This is a genomic window from Actinoplanes utahensis, from assembly GCF_016862455.1.
GTDB classification, from domain to species: domain Bacteria; phylum Actinomycetota; class Actinomycetes; order Mycobacteriales; family Micromonosporaceae; genus Actinoplanes; species Actinoplanes utahensis.
Genome location: NZ_BOMZ01000011.1, coordinates 1 through 14,368, shown reverse-complemented (window position 1 = coordinate 14,368; position 14,368 = coordinate 1). Strand labels below are relative to the sequence as shown.

General features: G+C 73.4%; 13 protein-coding genes. 7 read left to right on the top strand and 6 right to left on the bottom strand.

The window, feature by feature from the left end; all coding sequences use genetic code 11:
* The 5 genes from Aut01nite_RS02675 to Aut01nite_RS02655 all read right to left on the bottom strand — a co-directional run bounded on the left by Aut01nite_RS02675 (nt 1) and on the right by Aut01nite_RS02655 (nt 5,293).
* Nucleotides 1–1,470, bottom strand: a complete 1,470-nt coding sequence (locus Aut01nite_RS02675; protein WP_043533750.1) for a methyl-accepting chemotaxis protein — start codon at nt 1,468–1,470, stop codon at nt 1–3.
* Nucleotides 1,467–1,997, bottom strand: a complete 531-nt coding sequence (locus tag Aut01nite_RS02670) for a chemotaxis protein CheW (RefSeq protein ID WP_043533751.1) — start codon at nt 1,995–1,997, stop codon at nt 1,467–1,469. Before Aut01nite_RS02670 ends, Aut01nite_RS02675 begins: the two co-directional genes overlap by 4 nt.
* Nucleotides 1,994–3,379 (bottom strand): CheR family methyltransferase, encoded by a 1,386-nt coding sequence (locus Aut01nite_RS02665; RefSeq protein ID WP_043533752.1) that lies wholly within the window; start codon nt 3,377–3,379, stop codon nt 1,994–1,996. Before Aut01nite_RS02665 ends, Aut01nite_RS02670 begins: the two co-directional genes overlap by 4 nt.
* Nucleotides 3,376–3,867 (bottom strand): chemotaxis protein CheW, encoded by a 492-nt coding sequence (locus tag Aut01nite_RS02660; protein ID WP_084000210.1) that lies wholly within the window; start codon nt 3,865–3,867, stop codon nt 3,376–3,378. Before Aut01nite_RS02660 ends, Aut01nite_RS02665 begins: the two co-directional genes overlap by 4 nt.
* Nucleotides 3,868–4,000: 133 nt before the next feature.
* Nucleotides 4,001–5,293 carry an acyltransferase family protein gene (locus Aut01nite_RS02655; RefSeq protein WP_084000212.1) on the bottom strand — a complete coding sequence of 431 codons (1,293 nt, stop codon included), beginning with the start codon at nt 5,291–5,293 and terminating at the stop codon, nt 4,001–4,003.
* A gap of 204 nt (nt 5,294–5,497) precedes the next feature.
* Between Aut01nite_RS02655 and Aut01nite_RS02650 the strand changes: the two genes are divergently transcribed.
* The 7 genes from Aut01nite_RS02650 to Aut01nite_RS02620 all read left to right on the top strand — a co-directional run bounded on the left by Aut01nite_RS02650 (nt 5,498) and on the right by Aut01nite_RS02620 (nt 12,500).
* The gene (locus Aut01nite_RS02650) at nt 5,498–6,043 is read left to right on the top strand and encodes a CAP domain-containing protein (protein ID WP_152629150.1); all 546 of its coding nucleotides are present in this window, start codon (nt 5,498–5,500) and stop codon (nt 6,041–6,043) included.
* A gap of 253 nt (nt 6,044–6,296) precedes the next feature.
* A complete protein-coding gene (locus Aut01nite_RS02645; RefSeq protein WP_043533753.1) occupies nt 6,297–6,998 on the top strand; it encodes a L,D-transpeptidase family protein in 702 nt (233 codons plus the stop codon).
* Nucleotides 6,999–7,314: 316 nt separating this feature from the next.
* Nucleotides 7,315–8,115, top strand: a complete 801-nt coding sequence (locus Aut01nite_RS02640) for an alpha/beta hydrolase (protein WP_236643227.1) — start codon at nt 7,315–7,317, stop codon at nt 8,113–8,115.
* Nucleotides 8,116–8,172: 57 nt separating this feature from the next.
* Nucleotides 8,173–9,519 (top strand): efflux RND transporter periplasmic adaptor subunit, encoded by a 1,347-nt coding sequence (locus tag Aut01nite_RS02635; RefSeq protein ID WP_043533754.1) that lies wholly within the window; start codon nt 8,173–8,175, stop codon nt 9,517–9,519.
* Nucleotides 9,516–10,196 (top strand): ABC transporter ATP-binding protein, encoded by a 681-nt coding sequence (locus Aut01nite_RS02630; protein ID WP_043533755.1) that lies wholly within the window; start codon nt 9,516–9,518, stop codon nt 10,194–10,196. The genes Aut01nite_RS02635 and Aut01nite_RS02630 overlap by 4 nt, the downstream gene beginning before the upstream one ends.
* On the top strand, nt 10,183–11,367 hold the full coding sequence (locus Aut01nite_RS02625; protein ID WP_043533756.1) for an ABC transporter permease: 1,185 nt from the start codon (nt 10,183–10,185) through the stop codon (nt 11,365–11,367). Before Aut01nite_RS02630 ends, Aut01nite_RS02625 begins: the two co-directional genes overlap by 14 nt.
* 62 nt (nt 11,368–11,429) lie before the next feature.
* The gene (locus Aut01nite_RS02620) at nt 11,430–12,500 is read left to right on the top strand and encodes a GGDEF domain-containing protein (protein ID WP_043533757.1); all 1,071 of its coding nucleotides are present in this window, start codon (nt 11,430–11,432) and stop codon (nt 12,498–12,500) included.
* Nucleotides 12,501–12,513: 13 nt separating this feature from the next.
* Here the strand turns inward: Aut01nite_RS02620 and Aut01nite_RS02615 are convergent, their stop codons facing one another.
* Nucleotides 12,514–13,854 (bottom strand): tetratricopeptide repeat protein, encoded by a 1,341-nt coding sequence (locus Aut01nite_RS02615; RefSeq protein ID WP_204037422.1) that lies wholly within the window; start codon nt 13,852–13,854, stop codon nt 12,514–12,516.
* Between the last annotated feature and the right edge of the window lie 514 nt (nt 13,855–14,368).

Here is a 14,368-nt window from a genome sequence, read left to right as displayed (position 1 = left end):
TCAGTGGCGCCCGGTGCCGACGAGTTCGAGCAGGTCACCGGAGAGGGTGGAGAGGTGGGTCGCGGTCTGCTTGGTCTGCACGGCGCTGGCCTCGGTCTCCCGGGACACCCGTGCGGTGTCCGAGGCGGCCACGTTGACCTGCTCCACCGCGGTGGTCTGCTGCTTGGTGGAGAGCTCGATCTCCCGGGTGGCGTCGTTGGTGGTCGCGACCAGTTGCGCGATCTGCCGGAAGCTGTGGGTCGCGTCGTCGAACTGCCGGGCCCCGGCGTCGACCGCCTTCGCCCCGATCTCGGTGGCCATCACCGTGGTGTTGACCGCGCCCCGGACGTCCTCGATCAGCGCCCGGATCTCCTTGGCCGACCCCGCGGTACGGTCCGCCAGCTTCCGGATCTCCTCGGCCACCACCGCGAACCGGCGCCCCCACTCGCCGGCCCCGCTGGCCTCGATGGTGGCGTTGATGGCCAGGATGTTGGTCTGTTCGGCGAGCTCCGACACCAGGTCCACGACCAGCCCGATCTGCTGCGACTTCTCCCCGAGCGCGAGCATGTGCTGGACGATCTGGTCGACCTGGGACCGGATCGCGGTGATCGAGTTGCGGGTCTGGTCGATGGTGGCGTCACCGGCCCGCGCCGCCGCCTCGGTCTCCTCGGCGATCTTCGAGACCCGCTGCGCCGCCTCGGCGATCTGCCGGGAGGTGATCAGCAGCTCGCTGATCGTCGTGGTGATCTCGTTCATCGCGCTGGCCTGGTCCCGGCCGCCGCTGACCTGCTGCGCGGCCGCCGCCTCCAGCTGCGCCGACGAGCTCTGGATGTGCCCGACCGCCGCGCCGACCTCGCGCCGCAGGTCCCGGGCCAGCCGCCAGGCCACCACGATCGCGCTGACCGTGGTCAGCATGCCGAGCCCGATGACCAGGGCGATCATCTGGGTGGCCCGCTCCGACGACGCCTTGCGGTCGGCGTCGACCTGCGTCTGGACCCGTTCGATCAGCCCGGTCAGCGCGTTCTGCAGCTGTTTGCGGATCGGCACCACGTCGGTGTCGTTGATCCGGTTGATGGTGGGGATGTCGGCGTTCTCGGCGCGCGCGTTCATCACCGTGAGGCTGGCCGCCGCGTGCTGGTCGTCCAGGGTGGCGATCCGGTCCAGCATGGCCCGCGAGGCCGGGTCGGTGACGGTGCCGCGCAGGTCGTCGAGCTGGCGGCGGAATTCCGTGTGGTGGTCGTCGGTCAGGCTGCTGTTCTCCGCCGAGGCCTCCAGCAGGTACGCCCGGTAGTCGGCGATCCGTGCCTCCATGGTCCGGCTGAGGTTCTCCGCGCCGGCCAGCTCGCCGGTCGCCGACGCGATCGCCGCGTCCTTGGCGTTCACCACCAGGACCAGGCCGACCACCGCGGCGGTGATGGTGAGCAGGGTGCACACGACCGTCACACCGACACCGGCGGCCAGTTTGCCGCCGTACGTTCGTCCAGCCATCATCGGATCTCCTCGGGGACGGGCCGCTGTCCGGCCAGTTCGTGGACGAGTGCCCGGGTCGCCGGCACGTCGACGATCGCGCGGTCGCCGTCCGGCAGCCGGACCACGCCGCGCAGGCAGCCGTCGCCGATCACGCTGTCGATCACGCAGTCGACGGGCACCCGCAGGTGCCGGTCCAGCCCGTGGAACGCCAGCGCCAGCGGCGGGGTGCCGGCGGTCAGCAGCAGCCACCGGGGCCGGTCCGGGATCGGGTGGCCGAGCAGGGCGGCCAGGTCGTAGACGGGCACCACGATGCCGGCGAAACCGGCAACCCCGAGCAGGGGCCGGACGGTGGTCGGCAGCGCGGTGACCGGGCGGTCCGGGTGGACCCCGGCGGCCTGGGTGAGCTTCAGGGCGTACGGGCGGCCACCGGCTCTGACCGCGAGCAGCTCGATCGACTCCCCGCCGGACACCCGGGCCGGCTCGGCGAACGACCTGTCGAAGTCCTCCCGCAGCCGCGCCACCCGCTCGGCGACCGTGAGCTCGCTCATCGCCGTACCCCGCAGGCGTCCAGTTCGGTCCGGCACAGCGTGGTCAGCGCGAGCCGGCCGAACCCGCCGCCGAACAGCCCGATCCGCTCCTCCGATTCCCGGATCAGCAGTCGCAGCGCGGCTTCGAGGTGATCGGCCGCGCCGCGCATGTCGCCGCGCCGGCGGGCGAGCAGGCCCATCCGCAGCCGCGGCATGGCGAACAGCGGATCCAGGTACGCCGCCAGCCGGTACTGCCCGACCGCCTGGTCCGCGCAGTCCAGCTCGTGGCAGACGCCGAGCAGTTGGTGGGCGTCCGGCTGCGGCCCGCCGGCGTCGATCAGCCGGTGCGCGGTGGCCCGCGCCTCGGTGACCCGCCCGAGCTGGGCCAGCAGCACCCCGCGCAGCAGCATGTCGTGGTCGCCGACGACTTCCAGGGCCTCGGCGAAGCGGTCCTCGCGCAGCAGCCCGAAGGCGCGCCGCCAGTCGTCCGGTATCGGCGCGGGCCGGGCCACCGGATCCGCCGCCCGGGTCACCGGAGCCGTGGAACCGGCCGCCGCCGTGGCCGCGGAGGCGGCCACGGCCGGGTCGGCCCGCCGCCGGTAGTAGACGGTGCCGCCGGCGTGGCACACGGTGAGCCCGTCGGGACGGCTGCCCAGCGAGTCGGTGTGCCCGAGGAAGAGGTACCCGCCCTCGGTCAGCGCCCGGGTCGTCTTCCGCACCAGCGCGGCGGCCACCTCACCGGTCAGGTACATCAGCAGGTTCCGGCAGAAGATCACGTCGTAGCGCCCGGGATGCCAGAGCTGCGGGTCGTCGGTGGCGACGTTGTGCTCGGCGAACCGGACCGTGGACGTCACCTCGGGCACCACCCGGAAGCCCTCCGGAGTGTCCTGGAACCAGCGTTCCCGTACCTCCGCCGGGGTGTCCCGCAGCGACCACTCCGAGTAGACCGCCGACCTGGCCCGGGCCAGCATCTCCCGGTTGGCGTCGACGCCGGTGACCGAGACGATCCAGTCCGGTGAGGGGCGGCCGGCGACGGCGCTGATGGCCAGCGAGTACGCCTCCTCGCCGGACGAGCAGCCGACCGAGAACAGCCGCAGCACCCGCTGCCCACCCCGGGCCACCACCAGCTCCGGCAGCACCTCCTCGCGCAGCACCCGGAACTGCTCCTGGTGCCGGAAGAAGTAGGTCTCGGTGATGCTCAGCGCCTGCGCCAGCTCGGCGATCTCGGCGGTCCAGCGGCGGCCGCCGAGCCGGTCCAGGTACTCCCGCGCGGTCAGCCCGTGCGCCTTCGCCCGGGCGGCCAGCACCTCGGTGGCCGGTCCCAGGTCGTTGTCGGCGAACGACCAGCCCAGCCGCCTCTGCAGCAGCTCCCGGAACCGGGTCAGGGTCGCCGGGCTGATCATGGCGGATCCTCCGGCGCCTGCCCGGCGGCCTCCCAGACCTCGTCCGGCACCGCACGGATGCTGCGCAGCAACAGCAGCGGCTCGGCGCCGATCGTGCCGACGGCCGCGATCAGCGAGGTGGAGACGCCGGTGAACAGCGCGGCCGGGCCGTCCGGCGGCGCCACCCGGACGTCCTGGACGCCCAGCACCGGCCCGGTCGCGCAGGCGATCAGCCCGCGGCCCGCCTCCACCGCGACATAGCGCTCGACCATCCCGTCGATGCCGGTGAGCAGCCGGGTCATGTCGATCACCGGGGCGGGGGCGCCGCGCATGATGGTCAGCCCGAGCACGTAGGGCGGGGTCCCGGCGAGCGGCCGGGTCGCCAGCGGCCGCATGGTCTCCACGACCTCGTCCAGCGCCAGTGCGCAGAACACCGGCCCGGCACGGAAGACCAGCGCGAGGACCGCCGAGTCCACCGCCTCCGTCACACCGCCTGGCTGCCCCCCCACGGCCTCAGGTTAGTCAGAGGTTTGCGAGCTTCGCTCGCCTTTCATGCATTAGGTGGGGGTACGCCCCGACACCGTACCCCGGTCGGCCGGTCCCGGCGCGCGGCCGCCCTTCCGCGCACCGGGACCGGCCTGATCAGAGGTGGTTCCCGTCGCCGCCGGTGAACCGCAGCGGCAGCGGGTGCCCGCCCTGGCTCGGCGCGTCCGGCCCGCTCCACGGCACGCCCTCCCACCCGTCGTCGGCCCGGCTCTCCGGCCGCCGTCCGGCCACCGGCATGTCCCGCACGGTCCGCTGGATGGCCGGCTCCGCCGCCGGCACGGTCTCCGGCCAGCCGGCCGGCAGCGGGGTGACCTCGGTGGCCGGCTCCGCCGCCGGCTCCGCCGCCGGGCCGCTCCCGCCGGTCGGCCAGATCCGGGGCCGCCGCCGCGCCGCCAGGTCCTCGGCCCAGCCGAAGACGGCCACCGCCACCGTGGTCAGCGCCACCGTGACGGCGAGCGTCACCGGCGTCTCCAGGGCGCCGAGATCGTCCATGCCGATCCGCTCCAGCACCGGCCAGGTCGCCGCGATCGCCACCCCGTGCCACAGATAGATCGTCACCGCCCGCGAGTTCAGCAGCGTGACCAGCTTGCGGACCGGCGCGGCACGGCCCATCCAGTCCGTCGACGGCTGCCAGCGCAGCAGGAGCAGCACCCCGGCCAGGCAGTACGCGGCCTGCGCCTCGGAGGCGTCGTTCAGATCCCCGCCGGACTCCGCGCCGTCCTGGCCCAGCCAGTACAGGCCGAGCCCGCCGAGGGCCACCGCCGCCGCCACGGTGAGCGCCGGATGGAGCCGGGCCAGCCGTCCGTCCCGGTGCGCGAACCCGGCCAGCCAGCAGGCGCCGTAGGTGGTCAGATCCCACAGCGCCGACTCGACCGCCGCCGGCATGCCGAAGTCGCCGCGCCCCAGCAGCGCCATGCCCAGCAGCGGCGCCGCGAGCAGCGGCCAGCCGATCCGTTTGAACAGCGGGTACAGCAGCGGGGAGAGCAGCACCAGCCACAGATAGGTGCGCACGTACCAGAGCGCGTCCCAGACGAAGGCCGCGTCGTCGCTGCCCGGCGGGTCACCGAGCGGCAGGATCCAGAAACCCAGGGTGGCCGGCTGGAACGGGTGGGTCCCGTCGGTCTCGGCCCGCCATCCGGAATGGAGCATCAGCGGTACGGTCACCAGCCCGAGCAGCCACACCGGGGGCAGCAGGCGGCGCACCCGGGAGGCGACGACCGCGCCGGCGGGGCGGTCGTCCAGCGAGGCGGCGGTCAGCGACCCGGCCACGGCGAACATGACGCCCATCGCCGGGAACACGATGGACAGCCAGGGCCAGCCGTACGAGTGGTAGACGACGACCCGGACGATGGCTGCGGCACGGAGCAGGTCCAGGTATCGATTTCGCACCGGGGAAAGGTAGCGGCGGCCGGGCCGGTCCCGGCACCATACGGGCGGCCGATACATGTGGTCTGAGTGGATTACCCCGATAGGAGGAAGAACGCCGGAATCGTGTGCGACTGTGCGACCCGTGTGCTCGCCGCGCCGTTGGTCAACCGGCGAGCGTCCCGGATCGGCCGGGGCGCCGGCGGACCGAAGGGAATCAGCGCGGACATGCGGAAACCTCTGGTAGTGCTCGGTGCGGCCGTCCTGATGGCGGCGGCACAGCAGGCGAACGCACTGGAGATGAGACAGGTGAGCGACTCCGGAGTGGACCCGATCGTGGCGTCGCGGACCGCGGTCACCGCCGCGTCCGTCTCGACCAGCCCGCAGGCGCCGGTCCAGCAGCAGGTGCTCGCGCTGGTCAACCGGCATCGCCGGGCCGCCGGGTGCGCGACCATCACGGTCGACCAGCGGCTGATCGCGGCGGCCAGCCGGCACGCCGGCGACATGGCCCGGCGCGGCTACTTCGACCACGAGTCGCCCGGCGGGGAGCGGGCCGGCAACCGGGTCTCCGACGCCGGGTACGTCTGGAGCCGTTACGGCGAGAACATCGCCCGCGGCCAGGACAGCCCGTTCGAGGTGATGACCGATTGGATGAACAGCCCCGGCCACCGGGAGAACATCGTCGACTGCCGCCTGGACCAGATGGGTGTCGGCCTGGCCCTGTCGTCCGACGGCACCCCGTACTGGGTGCAGGAGTTCGCCACCCCACGGTGACCCCTTTCCTCAACTGACCGCCCCGGACCGCCGATGGCATACCGGATTCGTGTCACAGCCCTTCCCCGGGCCACACAGGTGGGGCCGCTGTGCTTCGATGTGCGGACATCGGTGAGCGTTGTTCGCGACGGTGGGGCTGCCGGCGTGAGAGTCACGCATGTCGCGCCGTGAGGTCGGTCGCGAACAACGCTCAGTTCCTGGGGAGGAAGTTGTGGCAACGGAACGGGTTACCGTCCGCCTTGCCGGCGCGGCCATGTCGGCGCTGGTCGGCGGCGGTCTCGGCGCGTTCGCGCTGACGCCGGCGAGCGCCGGCGCCGCCGCTCCGGTGACCGCTGCGGTGGTCACCAAGGCGGCCGCCGCGTCGTGCGCGACCGGCAAGTACCAGAGGCAGCTCGAGACGTACCTGAAGAAGGCCGGCGGCTACGGCGCGGTCACCGTGGACGGCAGGCAGTCGGCCGCCGACTGTGCCGCCATCGTGAAGTTCCAGAAGCGATTCGGCATCCAGCCGGCCAAGGGACTGGCCGGCCCGACCACCTTCGATGTCGCGCAGCGGATCGCGGCGTCGAACACGGCGTCCTGCGGCGCCAAGAAGAGCGGCGTCACCTTCTGCGTCAACCTGACCCTGCAGACCAGCTGGGTCATGAAGAACGGCAAGGTGCTCACCGCGCCGACCGTGGTCCGTACCGGCATGAAGGGTTACCGGACGCCGGCCGGCAGCTACAAGATCAACAAGCGGACGAAGAAGGAATGGTCCGACCCGTACGAGGTGTGGCTGCCGTACTGGCAGCGCTTCAAGGGCGGGATGGGCTTCCACCAGACCACGACCTACATCCACGACAAGTGGCGCGGGTCGCACGGCTGCGTGAACCTGCTTCCGGCCGACGCGAAGCGGTACTACGACATCGGCGCCAAGGGCATGACGGTGAAGACGTTCGGGCGCCGTCCCGGCACCTGACAGATCGCCGGCACGCACGGGCCGTCCCCGGTCATCGGGGACGGCCCGTCGTGTTCACCGGCGCGGCGGCCGGGGTGGACGGTCGCGGGCGACGTGGTTAAGGTGGTGACGCGCCCCGGATGGGCCGACACGATGGAGGCAGTCGCTTCAGCCACCGCTGAGCCATGACGCGTTGTGCGTCCCGCTCCCGGTCGAGCCTCATCCGATTCCGTGCCCACCCCCTTCCTCACCGGTGGGCCGTGTCGTCTCGTGCTCGGGCGCGCCCCCGGTGGTCTGCTGTGCCGCTTCCGTCGACACCAGCGACGAGAGGGACCTCTTGACCACCGACATGACCGACGCCGTACGCCGTGAGCACGCGACCGGCGAACCCGACATCACCACCTACCCCGCTCACGAGAGCTTCCCCGGCCCGCGCCCCGCGGTGCTGGTGCTGCCCGGCGGCGGCTACCGGTTCCACGCCGAGCACGAGGGCGAGGGCTATGCCCGCTGGCTCAGCGGGATCGGGCTGCACGCCTTCGTCCTGCGGTACCCGTTGATGACCGGCCATCGTTTCCCCGCACCGATGGAGTCCGGCCGGGCCGCCCTCGACTGGATCCGTGCGGGCGGGCACGGACTGGACGTGGGCGCGTCCGTGGGCGTCATCGGCTCGAGCGCCGGCGGGCACCTCGCCGGTCTCCTGGCGACCGGCACGGTGCTGCGCAGCGAACAGCTCGCCGGGCCGCCGCCCCGGCCGGACTTCGCGATCCTCGCCTACTCCCCGGCGGACCTGCACCTGCTGCCGGACGAGCCGGTGCAATGGATCCTCGACGGGCGGATGGATCTGCGCGGAGAGTTGTCGCCGGCGCGCAACATCGACGCCGCCACCTGCCCGACGTTCCTCTGGGCCACCGCCGAGGACCCGCCCGGCTTCCCGAACGCCCTCGCCTACGCGAGTGCGCTGTTCGACGCGGGCGTCCCCGTGGAACTGCACATCTACCCGCGAGGACGCCACGGGCTCGGCCTGGCGAACGGCGTCGCCTACGGCGAGCACGGCGACATCCACATCCCGCACACGGCCCGCTGGGCGGAGGCGTGCCGGGCGTGGCTGACCGCGGAGGGCTTCCTCCCGGAGAGCTGACCGATATCAACCCCCGGTTGGATGAGGATCGCGGCGCGGCGGCCTACAGTGGCCACTGTGTATCGCAGCCGCTCACGTGCAGTGATCATCGCCGCCGGTGTCCTGGTGCTGGCGCCGCTGACCGCGGTGTCGTGCGACGAGCCGGCCACCGCCGTCCGGCTGGGGTCCGCCCAGCTCGGCACCGTCGACGAGATCGTCGAGGCGCCGGGCTCGGTGACCGCGCGGACCGCCGCCACGCTCACCGCGCCCGCCGCCGGCACCCTGCGCGAGCTCCAGGTGGAGCCGGGCCAGCAGGTGCGCAAGGGCGACGTGCTCGCCGTCATCGACTCCCCGGAGCTGCGCCGGCGCCGGGACGCCGCGCAGGAGGCGCTCGACCGGGCGCCGTCCGGCGGGGGAGTGGGTGCCGGCGGCACCGCCGAGTTCGCCGCCGTCCGGGAGCGGACCGACGCGCAGGCGGCCGAGGCGTTCCAGCAGGCGCGCACCGCCGCCGGCCGGATCACCGACCCGCAGGTGAAAGCCGCCCTGCTGCACCAGGTCGACGCCGCCGAGAAGCAGTACCAGACCGCCTCGGCCGCCTCGGCCGCCGCCCTCCGGTCGGTGCAGCGCGGCGTCGCCTCGCTCAGCCGGGCGATGAACTCGCTCTCCAGCGCCCAGCGGCTGCAGGCCGAGCAGGCGTTCGACCTGGCGGACGCCGCCGTCGACGCGCTCACCCTGAAAGCTCCGGTGTCCGGGGTGGTGCAGCTCGGCGGCCCGGCGCAGAGCGGCGGCGGCGGATCCCTGGCCGACCTGCTCGACACCGGCGGCCAGAGCGTCCCGTCCGGCGCCGGGGTCACCGGCCTCTCGGGAGTCGACGCCGCCGTGCCCGAGGGGGGCTACGTCGCCGCCGGCACCCCGGTGGTCACCGTCGTCGACACCGGGCGCCTCGGCCTGTCCGCCGAGGTCGACGAGACCGACGTGCTGCTGGTCGAGGAGGGCGTGGCCGCCGACATCGAGCTGGACGCCGCGCCCGGCGCCACCTATCGCGCCACGGTGAAGGCGGTCGACCTGCTGCCGACCACCTCGGCCCGCGGCGGCGTGTCGTACCAGGTCCGCCTCGAGCTCGGCGACGGCGACTACCCGGACAGCGGCGAGCCCGCGCCCACCCCACGGCCCGGCATGAGCGCGGTGATCCGGCTCAAGGTGCGGCAGGCCGCCGGCGCCGTCACCGTCCCGGCGTCCGCGGTGGTCAGCACCGGCGGACGGGACACCGTCTGGACCGTCCGGGACGGCCGCTACCAGGCGGTCCCGGTGCGGCTCGGGGTTCAGGGCGAGGAGACCGTGCAGGTCGTCTCCGGCGTCACCGCGGGCGAGCCGGTCGTGGTCGCCGGCGCCGACCAGGTCTCCGCCGGGGAGAAGGCGCCGTGACCACGCCCGCCATCGTCGCCGACGACGTCAGCCGCACCTACGACCTGGACGGCGTCTCGGTGGCGGCGCTGCGCGGCGTGTCGCTGACCGTCGAGGCGGGCGACTACGTCGCCATCGTCGGCACCTCCGGCTCCGGCAAGTCGACGCTGATGCACCTGCTCGGCGGCCTGGACCGGCCCACCGGCGGCACCCTGCTGATCGGCGGCCGGGACGTCGCGAAACTGACCCCCGACGAGCTGGCCGAGCTGCGCAACACCACGATCGGCTTCGTCTTCCAGTCGTTCCACCTGCTGGCCCGGACCACCGCGCAGGACAACGTCGGCCTGCCGCTGGTCTACCGCGGCGCCGGCCGCCGCGAGCGCCGCGACCGCGCCACCGCCATGCTGGAACGGGTCGGCCTCGCCCACCGGATCACCCACCGCCCCAACCAGATGTCCGGCGGCGAGCAGCAGCGCGTCGCCATCGCCCGCGCCCTGGTCACCGGCCCGTCCGTGCTGCTCGCCGACGAACCGACCGGCAACCTCGACTCGGCCACCGGCCAGTCGGTGCTCGCCCTGCTGGAATCCCTCAACGCCGAGGGCGTCGCCGTCGTCCTGGTCACCCACGACCGGGAGGTCGCCGCCCGCGCCCGCCGGCAGATCGTCATGAAGGACGGGCTGATCAGTGCGGCTGGCTGAGGCCTGGCGGGTCGCCCTCGACGCGCTGCGCGCCAACCGGCTGCGCAGCCTGCTCACCATGCTCGGCGTCGTCATCGGGGTGGCCGCGGTCGTCGCCCTGGTCGGCATCGGCACCGGCACCAAACAGCAGATCGAACAGCAGGTCGAGGGCCTCGGGTCGAACCTGCTCCTGGTCGTCCCGGGCCGCCTGCAGGCCGGCGCCGCGCCCACCTCGTCGCCGCTGACCATGGACGACGTCGACGCGATCAGCCGGGTCGTCGGCGACCGCAGCCGGGTCGCGGTCACCATCAACTCCGGCGAGACGGTCCGGGCCGGGTCGCGCTCCGGGTTCGCCAGCATGCAGGGCGTCCTGGAGACCACCCCGACCGTCTTCGTCCGCCGTCTCGACCGCGGCGCCTACCTGACCAGGACCGACGTCAGCACCGGCCGGCGCGTCGCGGTCCTCGGCGCGGGCGTCGCCGGCGACCTGTTCGGCGACGTCGACCCGATCGGCCGGCAGATCACCATCGGCGGCGTCCGGTTCCGGGTGATCGGCACGTTCGAACGGCTCGGCCAGAGCCTCGGCGTCGATCGGGACGGCGAGGTGCACGTGCCGGTCACCGCCGCTCAGCGCCTGCTCGGCACCGAACGCATCGACGGCCTCGCCATCCGCGCCCCCGACCGGGAACGCATCGACGACCTGTCCGCCGCCGTCGTAGCCACCCTCACCGACCGGCATCCGGACACCGACTTCTCCGCCGTCACCCAGGAGCAGATCCTCGGCGTCCTCGGCGACATCCTCGGCGTGCTCACCGGGGTGCTCGCCGCGATCGCCGGGATCAGCCTCCTCGTCGGCGGCGTCGGCGTCTCCAACATCATGCTCGTCTCGGTGCGGGAACGGACCAAGGAGATCGGTCTGCGCAAGGCCGTCGGCGCCCGGCCCCGCGACATCGGCGTCCAGTTCCTGCTCGAAGCGGTTCTGCTCACCACCACCGGAGGGGTGCTCGGCATGCTGCTCGGCGGCGTCACCGCTCTGCTCGTCGACCGTCTCAGCCCGGTCCCGGCCGCCCTGACCTGGTGGTCGATGGCGCTCGCCTTCGGCGTCTCGGCAGCCGTCGGCATCGTTTTCGGCGTCGTCCCCGCCCAGCGTGCCGGCCGTCTCGACCCGGTTGTCGCCCTGCGCACCGAGTAAGGACTCAGATCCGCCGCGTAAGGGCCGAATGAGGGGTCGGACCAAACCCGGAGGAGAACGCCTTGGCCCATCGGCTGCGCGACGAACACGGAGCCGCCCGTGCCGTCGCCTACCTGATGCTGGCCGCGGGACCCTACAACTTCGCCACCGGCGTCCTCATGCGCATCGGCGACCCGTTGCCGCAGCTGATCGCCCTCGGAGTCACGTCGGTCGCCCTCTTCGCCGTCGGCCTGGTCTCGCTACGCCGTCCCGCGGCGCTGCCCGGCGTCTTCTGGCGGCTCGCGCCGTTCGTGACCGCCGCCGTGATCACCGGCCTCAACGTCGCCACCGAGGACGCGAGCATGGGCGCGCAACTGTTCTACCTGTGGCCGCTGCTGTACGCCGCGTCCTTCCTCCACCGGCTGATCATCGCCCTGACCGTGCTCCAGATCTCCGCCGGCCACGCCCTCACCGCGTTCCTGTTCCTGGACGCCGTAGCCGCGCTGCACGACTGGATCGCGATCACCGTGGCGATGACGATGACCGCCCTCGTCGTCGCGGGCCTGCGCGAACGCAACGACAAGCTCCTCGCGGTGCTCAACAGCCAGGCCACCTCGGACGCGCTCACCGGCGCCGCCAACCGCCGCGCCTTCGACGCCGAACTCGCCCGCTCCGTCACCGCCGCCGGAACCGACGACCCGGTCGCCCTCGTCATGATCGACGTCGACCACTTCAAGACGATCAACGACACGTGGGGGCACGCCGTCGGTGACCAGGCGTTGCGCCTCGTCGCCGACGCCCTCCGCGACGCCACCGAAGGCCGCGAGCACATGGTCGCCCGGCTCGGCGGCGACGAGTTCGCGGTCCTGCTGCGGTCCGGCCCGTACGCCGCCTTCCGCTTCGCCGAAACCTGCCGCGCCCTGGTCTCCGCCACCACCGACCTGCCCGGCGGCCCGCCCCGGCTCAGCATCGGCATCGCCGTCACCCCCGACCACGCCGCCACCCCGGAAGACCTCCAGCGGGTCGCCGACGCCGCCCTCTACCAGGCGAAGGAGGCCGGGCGCGGCCGCAGCATGATGGCGCACGCCGGCCCGCCCCACCAGAACGTCGACCGGCTCCCGTCCCGGCCCGCCGGCCACCCGCTGCACACCTAGGCACCCAGGGCGCCTAGCCGCGCGGGCGAACCTCCGGGTGTTCGGCTGTCGTCTCCGCCGAGGCGTCCGCCCGGGCGGGCTCCGCGGCTCTGCCGGACCCGCCGTCCGCAGCCGGGCGGCCGGTCAGCGGTGTCAAGATCTCCGGAGACCTTCGCGGGTACGGGCCCCAGCCGTCCCGCAGCACGTGAATGTAGACCGCCTCCAGACAGACCCCGATCCGCTCGACCAGGTCGGTGTCCTCGGCCGCTCCCAGCCGTACCGCCCGGGCGAAGTGATCGAGCGCCTCCATGTGCCGTCCCTGATCGAAACAGCTGCGCCCGGCGTTCTCGTGCACCACACTGCGCACCGCCGCCGGGACCTCGGCGTCGACCGCCCGCTGGAACAGCCGGTCCGCCTCCATGTAGTCGCCCCGCAACCGCAGCACATGCGCCAGCTCCGCCTGCGCGATCACCTGCGACTGCAGATCCTGCGCCGACTCGGCATGCGCCAGCGCCAGCCGGCTCGCCGCCGCGGCCATGCCCAGCTCACCGAGCAGGCGGTAGACCTCCGCGCGTACGCTCAGCAGCCCCGCCTTGACGATGTTGTCCGCCTCGTCGGCGAGCGGCCCGTCCAGGCGCTCCCCGAGATCCCGCAACGCCTGCCGGTCGTCGACCACCTCACGCAGGGTCGCCCCGTCCAGCCGCCACCGGATCGCCGACAGGTCCGCCGCCGTGAGCGGCAGATGCGGCGCCAGTTCCGGCCCCGGCTCCCGCTCGTCCCCCGCCGCTTCCGTAGCGGTCGCATCCCGCCCGGTCGTCGCCGCTTCCGTAGCGGCCGCATCCCGCTCGGTCGTCGCCGCTTCCGTAGCGGTCGCATGCTGCCCGGTCGCCGCGGCTTCCGTAGCGGCCCCATTCTGCCCGGTCGGCGCTGCTTCCATAGTGGCCGCGTGCTGCCCGTCCGCCACCGGTGAAGCCGCCGGGCCGGTCCTGTCCTGCCCGGCTGCCGCATGCCCGGCTGCCGCATGCCCGGCTTCCTGCCCGGGTGCTGGTCGTTCGCCCTGTTCGCCTGCCGATGCGGTGTCGCCCACCGCCGAGGCGTGCCGCGCCGGCCGGCTCACCGCATCCGGCTCACCCGGCACACCATGCCCGGCCGCCGGGGCGTGCCCATCCGCCTCCGACCCGTTCGCCGGTCCCGCCGCCCGCCGCGTCCCTTCCGCAGCCGTCCCGGCCGAACCCGGTCCGGCGATCAGCGTGGCCTCACCACTGCGGCCCTCATCGCCGTCCACATCTGCCGCACCGGCCGGCGTCTTCGTGACGAACCAGCCACTACCGAACGCGCTCTCCGCGGTCCGTTGCGGTTCGGTCGGCCCCGACATCTCCAGCCGCGCTATCGGCCGCAGATTGTGCAGAGTCCCATCCGGATCCATGTAGGGCCGGTCCGCCTCGGCAGGCGCCTCCTCCCCACCGGGCCGCGCCAGCGGAAACCCGATCCGTTCACGTCCCGCCTCAGCCGGCGTCGCCGCCCCGGACTCGACCACCCCGACGGGCTGCCCGGCGCCGCGAGACTCGATGGCTCCGACGGACCCGGCGGCCGCGCCGGCAACAGGTCCACGCGGCCGGTCCGGTCGCGGCATCGCCACGGTAGGACGTTCACCCGTACGCCCGGAGCCGACCTCGAAGCCCGCCGAACCCGGTGAAGACCGTTCCCCTTCCGCCTGCCGCTGGGCCGGAGGCACTGGCCGCGGCATGACACCACCGGCCACGGGAGGTGACGAGATCGGCGTCGGCGCGTTCCACTCGCCGCCCGCAACCGGCACCCCTTCACCCGCTGTCACCGGGAGACCAGCGACCGCCGCGGTGGAAGCCGGAGCGGGGGAGAGCGGAGCAGCG

Bases quoted from the DNA above. Each gene is read 5' to 3' on its own strand.
- Aut01nite_RS02665 (WP_043533752.1), bottom strand. From the start codon at position 3,379: ATGATCAGCCCGGCGACCCTGACCCGGTTCCGGGAGCTGCTGCAGAGG.
- Aut01nite_RS02650 (WP_152629150.1), top strand. From the start codon at position 5,498: ATGCGGAAACCTCTGGTAGTGCTCGGTGCGGCCGTCCTGATGGCGGCG.
- Aut01nite_RS02675 (WP_043533750.1), bottom strand. From the start codon at position 1,470: ATGATGGCTGGACGAACGTACGGCGGCAAACTGGCCGCCGGTGTCGGT.
- Aut01nite_RS02615 (WP_204037422.1), bottom strand. From the start codon at position 13,854: ATGTCGGGGCCGACCGAACCGCAACGGACCGCGGAGAGCGCGTTCGGT.
- Aut01nite_RS02670 (WP_043533751.1), bottom strand. From the start codon at position 1,997: ATGAGCGAGCTCACGGTCGCCGAGCGGGTGGCGCGGCTGCGGGAGGAC.
- Aut01nite_RS02645 (WP_043533753.1), top strand. From the start codon at position 6,297: ATGTCGGCGCTGGTCGGCGGCGGTCTCGGCGCGTTCGCGCTGACGCCG.